Origin of the sequence: Nocardia vermiculata NBRC 100427 (assembly GCF_001613265.1) — a bacterium.
GTDB classification, from domain to species: Bacteria; Actinomycetota; Actinomycetes; order Mycobacteriales; family Mycobacteriaceae; genus Nocardia; species Nocardia vermiculata.
This window is the reverse complement of record NZ_BDCA01000035.1, coordinates 53,318-60,115: the sequence shown is the minus strand read 5'-3', so window position 1 is coordinate 60,115 and position 6,798 is coordinate 53,318. Positions and strand designations below refer to the sequence as shown.

Here is a 6,798-nt window from a genome sequence, read left to right as displayed (position 1 = left end):
GGGCGCGGGCGACGGCGCGAGCCGGTGCCGACGAGCTGGTCGGTGAACTGGTGGTGTCGGTGCAACTCGGGTTCGGCACCGGGCAACTGCCCGCGGCGCTCGGGGAGTTGCGCCGGCGTTTCCCGCGTCTCGAGGTGACGGTCTACGAGGAGCCGAGCTCGGCGGAGCTGGATCGGCTGTGCCGTCGGGGTGTGCTGGACCTGGCGCTGATGGCCGCCTGTGACCAGTCGCCGCAGAGCGCACACCGCCTCGGCGCCGAGGAATTCGTCGTGGTGCTGGGTGCCGGTCACCGGCTGCTCGCCGGTGACCGGGTCGAACTGAGCGAGCTCGTCGCCGAGCCTTGGGTGCGGTTCGATCGCGACAGCGCGCTCGATGCCGTCCTGCTGTCCGCGCTGCGGGACACCGGTGTCCCGCCGGCGACCGCAGCCCGGGTGTCGCAGGCGGCGACGGCCGTGCGCTGGGCCGCTCACGGTCTCGGACCGACGCTCGTGCCGGCCTCCGCGGTGCCGCCCGGATACGAACAGCTCGTCCGCCCGGTGTTCCCGGCCGTCTCGCAACCGGTGATCGCCGTGGTCCGGGACGGTGCCGGGCCGGCGGAAACGACTCTTCTCGACCTGCTGCGTGAGCAGACCTGGTCGCAGCCGCCGACACTGTTGCGTGCCTCCTGAAGCGAAGACCGCGACCGTGGTCGAGGTAACGGTCTTCGCGCGGCGCGCCTACCGGGGGATCGATCGGCGCAGCAGGAAAATCAGAGCTGGGTGACACCTCCGTCCACCGCGAACTCGGCACCGGTGGTGTAGGTGGCGTCGAAAGCGAGAAACGCTGCTGCCCTGGCGATCTCCTCGGGAGTGCCGAAGCGCCGCATCGGATTGTCCGCCACCCGCTGCGCCTTGAACTCCGCAGCCGCCTCCGCGGTCATCGCCGAGTCGAGCGCTCCCGTGTCGACGGGGCCCGGGCTGATCGCGTTGACCCGGATATCGCGCGGGAGCAGTTCGCGCGCCAGGCTGCGAGCCATCGACCGCAACGCCGCCTTGCTCGCCGCATAGACACTGGTGTCCACCATGCCCATGACGTTCGCGACCGAAGTCGTCAGGACGATGCCGGCGCCCGGGTGTAACAGCGGCGCCAGCTTCTGCACGGTGAAGAAGGCACCTTTCACGTTGACGTCGAACAGTTCGTCGTACTCGCGTTCGGTCGTCGAGCCGAACGGGGTGAGGGTGGCGATACCTGCGTTGACGAACAGTGCGTCGACAGCACCGAACTCGACGGCCACCCGCTCGGCGAGGGCGTCCAGATCGACCGGCACGGAGACGTCGCCGCGGACCGTCACCGCGTTCTCGCCGAGCTGCTGTGCGGCAGCGTCGAGTGTGCGCTGCGAGCGCCCGGTGATCACGACACGGGCCCCACCGTCGACGAGCAGCCTCGCCATCGCGAATCCCATGCCGCTGCCACCACCGGTGATCACGACATTCTTGTTGTCGAATTCGGCCACGGTCGGATTCCTCTGCTTTCTTCCGTAATTCTTCTGGCCGTCGCGGTCCACCGGTGCATTTCCTGTGCACCGAGAGGTGTCACCGGTGGAATTCGCCGCCGTCCACCACGAGGCTGCTGCCGGTGAGCCAGCCGGCCCGGCCCGAGACCAGGAACAGCACCGCCTGCGCGATGTCGTCCGGGCTGCCGTCACGCCCCAGCGGTACAGCGGGAACATCCGTCGGGACCGCGGTGTCATCCAGTTGCGCCCACAGTTCCCGCGTCTGCTCGCCGCCCGGGGTGGCGGTGCGGCCGGGTGAGACCGTATTGACCCGGATGCCGGACGGCGCCAACTCCGCGGCCAGGCCACGGCTGTAGTTCTCCAGTGCGGCCTTCGCCGCGGTGTAATGCAGGAAGGGGGCGACCGGGGTGGGCACCGCGGCCGAGGAGATGTGCACGATGGCCCCCGAATGCTGTTCTCGCATAGCGGGTGTGATCAGGGCATCCAGCCGCACGGCGGCGAGCAGATTCAGCTCCAGAGCGCTCTGCCACTCCGAGTCGGGGATCGCTGCGCTGCCCAGGTAGGGGTGCGCCCCGCCGGCGTTGTGCACCACGATATCCACGCCGCCGAGTACCTCCCGGGTGGCCGAGGCGAGCGCCTGCGTGCCGGCCGGAGTGCGGACGTCGGCAGCCACGAAGGTGGCCCCTTCGGGCACGGTGGTGGTCTGTGACCGGGCGGTGGTGACCACCCGGGCCCCCGCGTCGAGGAAGTGGCGCACCACGGCCGCGCCGATGCCGCGAGAACCCCCGGTTACCAGTGCCCGTTTTCCCGCGAGCTCCGAAATCGGTGCTGCTGTGTCGAATGTGGTCATGCCACCGGTCCTCTCGATTGCGTAGACGAATACCCGGCGGAAAAGGGATTGACTATGCGGCAGGCAATTTCCGAAGGAATTGCCTTGCGTGCGTCGCCGGGACTTTTTCAGAGTAGGCCGGGAAAAGATCGGGGGGCAAAGACGAATAGTGAGTGGACGCTATAGGGGATGTCTATTCCGCCGGGAGGGTGGACGGGACGTGGTGCCGGTGTGGGTGCTCAGGGCGCCAATCGCGGCACCGGGGGGAGCGGGGTGGTTCCGGGCGTATTCCGGAAGGCGTCGATCATGAGGGCGGCGAAGCGGCGGGCGGCGGCGAGTCGACCGGCAGGTGTGCTCGCCTGGATTCCGTTGTTGGCCATGATCGTCATGACCAGATCGTCGAGGACGATGTCGGGGCGTAGCCGGCCGGTGGCCTGGGCGCGGCGCAGCAGTTCGGCCGCACCGGTCAGCGACGCTCGGCGGATCGCGGCGAAGTCCAGTGCGCGGGGGTAGCCGGCCATGAACGCCGCGATGAAGCCGCGATCGTGGGCGTATATCTCGCACAGTCTCTCCACCGCGCGGCAGAATCCGTGCCAGGGGTCCGGATCGGCGAGCCCGTCGTCCACGATGGTCTTGCAGGCGAGCATCTGATCGGTGAACGCCTCGGCGACCAATATCTCCTTGGTCGGGAAATGCCGGTACAAGGTGGCGGGACCGACGCCCGCGCGGCGGGCGATCTCGCGGATCGGGACGTCCAGGCCGTCGGCGACGAACACGGTGCGGGCCGCGTCGAGGATGCGTTCGCGGTTGTCCAGGGCGTCCGAGCGGGTCATCCGAGTCGAAGAGGTGCTCACCACTCTCACTTTAGCTAAACGGACGGGGGCGTCCGTTACGGTTCGGTCATCGGTGCTGGTCGGTACCGATCGAATGGAACGGAGGATGCCGATGAAAGCGGTAGTGATCGAGACGTTCGGAGGTCCCGAGGGGCTCGCGGTGGCCGACGTGCCCGACCTCGGCCCGGCGGCCGGAGAGCTACTGATCGACACCGAAGCGATCGGGGTCGGCGGCGTCGACACCGTGATTCGCAGCGGTTCGCTGGGGGACTACGGGTTCGCTCGCGGACATGTGCCCGGCAACGAGGTGGCCGGAACGGTGGTGGCGGTCGGCGCGGGAGTGAGCACCGAGTGGATCGGACGTCGGGTGTGGGCGTTCACCGGCGAAGGCGGTGGGTACGCCGAATTGGCTTCGGCTCAGGAGGTTTCGGTGGTGGCACTACCTGCGGGGCTGTCGCCCGCGCAGGCGGTGACCCTCGGCACGTCCGGCATGGTCGCGCAGCACGCGCTGCGCCACGCGCATTTCGCTGCGGGGGAGTCGGTGCTGGTGCGCGGCGCGGCGGGTGGCATCGGAGTGATGGCGGTGCAGCTGGCCGCGCGTGGTGGTGCCGGCGCGCTCGCGGTCACGACCTCCTCGGCGGCACGAGGTGAACGACTGCGTGAGCTCGGCGCGACCCATGTACTGGACCGAGCGGGAACCGGTGGCACCGATGCGCCGGCCGGATACGACGTGATCATCGATATCGTCGCCGGTGCCGAACTGCCGTCGTTCCTCGGCAGGCTCGAACCGAACGGCCGGATGGTCACCCTCGGTGTCATGGGCGGGTGGCCACCGGCGGACTTCGGGACGGCACTGATCGCGGCCTTCAAGAAGTCCGTGTCGTTCGCGACCTTCAGCGCCGATACCGTGCCGATGTCGCAACGGAGCGCCGCAGTCGCGCAAGTGTTCGACGCCGCTGTCCGGGGCGAAGTGAAAGCTGTTGTGCACCAGACTCTTTCGCTGGACGATGCGGTGGAGGCACATCGGATGATGCAGTCCGGCGCCGTGTTCGGCCGGATCGTACTCACTCCGTAAGGGGCCGGATCGTTCCTCGCTCGAACCGACCGCCGAGCGAAGGATACGTCGGGGCTCAGCCGTGATCTCCCGGACCACACCCATACCGAGGTGTGGCGCTCCCGGTGCGAGTTGCGGCCGTGATCGCGGAGGCGGGCGTCTACCGCCCCCGTTGCACCTGGTTGAACGGCACATCGCGGTCCGCGGCGTATTCGCGGGGCATACCCAGGACGCGTTCGCTGATGATGTTGCGGGCCATTTCGGTGCTGCCACCGGCGAGGCTCCAGGCCTGGCGGAACAGGTAGTCCTGACCGGCTCGGCCGAGGCCGGGATCGTCGCCGGGGTCGCCGGTGGCGGCTGCGGCACCGGCGATGTGCAGTGCGGCATCGGATTGGAACCAGGAGTTGCGGGCGCTGAACAGCCGCACGACCGAGCCGGCCGCCGGGGGCAGGTCGCCGGCGGCGATGCGGGCGCCGACGTGCGCGATGAGCTGGTCGTGGACCATATTCATGGCGTGGGCCGCGCCGATCTCCTCCCGGACCCGTGGGTCGTCGAGTTGTCCGGTGCGCCGGGCGATCTCGATCAGACCACGCACATCGCGGCCACTGTGCTGCTCCGCACCGCTGGCATACGGCGATCCGCCGCCGACGGCGCTGCGTTCGTGCTGCAGCAGCCGGCTCGCGACGGCCCAGCCGTCGTTCACCTCCCCGACGACGGCGTCGGCGGGGATCTCCACATCGTCGAAGAACTCCTGGCAGAACTCCGTGGAGCCGTCGACCTGGGTGATCCGGCGGATGGTGAGTCCGGGTGAGTCGATGGGAAGCAGGAACATGGTGAGCCCGGCGTGCTTGGGCACCTCCCAGTCGGTGCGGGCCAGGCACAGGGCGTAGTCGGCGGCGTAGGCACCCGAACTCCAGATCTTGGAGCCGTTGAGGATCCACCGGTCGCCGCGACGGTCGGCGCGGGTGGTGAGCCCGGCGAGGTCGGAGCCACCGCGTGGCTCGGACAGGAACTGCACCATCGCCTCCTGCCCGCGCAACACCGCGGGCAGGTGGGTACGTTTCTGTTCCTCACTGCCCATATCGAGAAGTGTTGCCGCACAGATGGTCAGCGTCGGGACGTTGAGCGCCAGTGGCATCTCGTAGCCGCGCGACTCGGCGGTGAACGCGCGCTGGTGTGCGGCACTCAGGCCCAGTCCGCCGTATTCGGTGGGGAAGCAGATCCCGGCGAAGCCACCGTCGTAGAGGATGCGCTGCAGTTCGCGGGCCCGCTTCCAGACTTCGGGCGATTTCTGTTCCCCGGAGGTGATGGGGGGCGCGGGCGGCAGTGTGTCGGCCAGCCAGCGGCGGGCGCGGTCGCGGAAGCTGTCCACCGATTCCGTTGCGGCGCTGCCTCTCGATGCCGTGGTGGCGGTGCTGGTTTCGGTGGGAGTGGTGCTCATGCGGGAATCGCCTCCAGCAGATCGGTGAGCCGGCGCCGGTGTTCGGCGGGAGTGCCGTAGAGGGCGCGCCCGAGGGTCACTCGGCGCAGGAACAGGTGCAGATCGTGTTCCCAGGTGACGCCGAGACCACCGTGGATCTGCACGCACTCCTGCAGGACCTCACCGGTGGTCGCGCCGACGAACGATTTCGCGACGGCCACGGCCTCGGTGGCGCGGTGTGGATCGTCGCCGAAACTGCGGGCGGCGGCCCAGGAGGTCGCCCGGCAGGCGTCGAGTGTGGTCGCGGCGTCGGCGGCGCGGTGTTTGAGTGCTTGATACGAGGCCAGCGGGCGGCCGAAGGTGTAGCGGTCGGTCATCCACTGCAGGGTGGCGTCGAAGGCGTGCTGGGCGGCGCCGGTCATCTCCGCGGCGCTCAGCGCCGCGGCCACCAGCAGTTGGGCCTCGGTGGAGGCGCGCGCGGCACCGGGATCACGGTGGACGACGGCGTGGGCCGGCACGGCCACGTCGTCGAGAACGACGGTGGCCGTGCGGCGCACCACATCCAGCGTCCAGGTGGGTGTGCGGGTGATACCGGGGGCATCGGCCGGCACCAGAAGCTGTACCGGGCCGTCCGGGCCCGCCGCGTCGACCAGCAGCAGCTCGGCCTGGGCGCCGAATTCCACCCGATCCTTCGTGCCGGAGAGGCGGAAGCCGTCACCGTCGGGAGTAGCGACGGTGGTGAACCGCGCGGGGCATACACCGGTGCCGGGCTCGTAGTGAGCCCAGGACGCGATTGTCGCACCGGACACGATCGCGCCGATCGTGGCGCCGAAATCGGCCGCGCTGCCCAGCAATCCGGTCAGCGTCGCGTTCACGGTGATCAGTGGCCCGGGCGCGCATGCCCGGCCGAACTCTTCCGCGATCAGTGCGAGGTCGGCCATCGGGTCGCCGGAGACCGCGCCGCCGCCGAACTGTTCGGGAACCAGCGGTGCGGTCCAGCCGAGTTCGGCGCCGCGCCGCCACCAGTCGCGCTCGAAACCGGCAGCGTCCGCGGAGAGCCGGCGTACGGTCTCGAGCGGCGCCGAGGCGGCGAGAAAATCGCGCGTCGTCGTCTGGAACAGGCGTTGATCGGCGGTCGGGTCGGCGGGCATGCGGCATCCTCCACGGGGC

Annotated in this window: 7 protein-coding genes; 2 read left to right on the top strand and 5 right to left on the bottom strand. The window is 69.5% G+C overall.

The annotated features are described in order from the left end of the window. Nucleotides 1-668 (top strand): LysR family transcriptional regulator substrate-binding protein (locus tag NV2_RS26850; protein WP_067880384.1); only part of this gene is annotated, 668 nt, incomplete at its 5' end. Between the two features lie 80 nt (nucleotides 669-748). Here the strand turns inward: NV2_RS26850 and NV2_RS26845 are convergent. From NV2_RS26845 to NV2_RS26835, 3 genes are all read right to left on the bottom strand, one after another. After that, the gene (locus NV2_RS26845) at nucleotides 749-1,492 is read right to left on the bottom strand and encodes an SDR family oxidoreductase (RefSeq protein WP_084475531.1); all 744 of its coding nucleotides are present in this window, start codon (nucleotides 1,490-1,492) and stop codon (nucleotides 749-751) included. Nucleotides 1,493-1,571: 79 nt separating this feature from the next. Continuing rightward, complete coding sequence (locus tag NV2_RS26840) at nucleotides 1,572-2,342, bottom strand: SDR family oxidoreductase (protein ID WP_067880374.1); 771 nt, start codon at nucleotides 2,340-2,342, stop codon at nucleotides 1,572-1,574. Between the two features lie 218 nt (nucleotides 2,343-2,560). Further along, on the bottom strand, nucleotides 2,561-3,175 hold the full coding sequence (locus NV2_RS26835) for a TetR/AcrR family transcriptional regulator (RefSeq protein WP_245662792.1): 615 nt from the start codon (nucleotides 3,173-3,175) through the stop codon (nucleotides 2,561-2,563). 91 nt (nucleotides 3,176-3,266) lie between these two features. Between NV2_RS26835 and NV2_RS26830 the strand changes: the two genes are divergently transcribed. Beyond that, nucleotides 3,267-4,229, top strand: coding sequence for a zinc-binding dehydrogenase (locus NV2_RS26830; RefSeq protein ID WP_067880411.1), 963 nt, complete (start codon nucleotides 3,267-3,269; stop codon nucleotides 4,227-4,229). 139 nt (nucleotides 4,230-4,368) lie between these two features. Here NV2_RS26830 and NV2_RS26825 read toward each other — a convergent pair whose 3' ends face one another. Then, nucleotides 4,369-5,649, bottom strand: a complete 1,281-nt coding sequence (locus tag NV2_RS26825) for an acyl-CoA dehydrogenase family protein (RefSeq protein ID WP_067880367.1) — start codon at nucleotides 5,647-5,649, stop codon at nucleotides 4,369-4,371. Further along, entirely contained in the window at nucleotides 5,646-6,779 is a 1,134-nt protein-coding gene (locus NV2_RS26820) for an acyl-CoA dehydrogenase family protein (protein ID WP_067880366.1), read from the bottom strand. The genes NV2_RS26825 and NV2_RS26820 overlap by 4 nt, the downstream gene beginning before the upstream one ends. Between the last annotated feature and the right edge of the window lie 19 nt (nucleotides 6,780-6,798).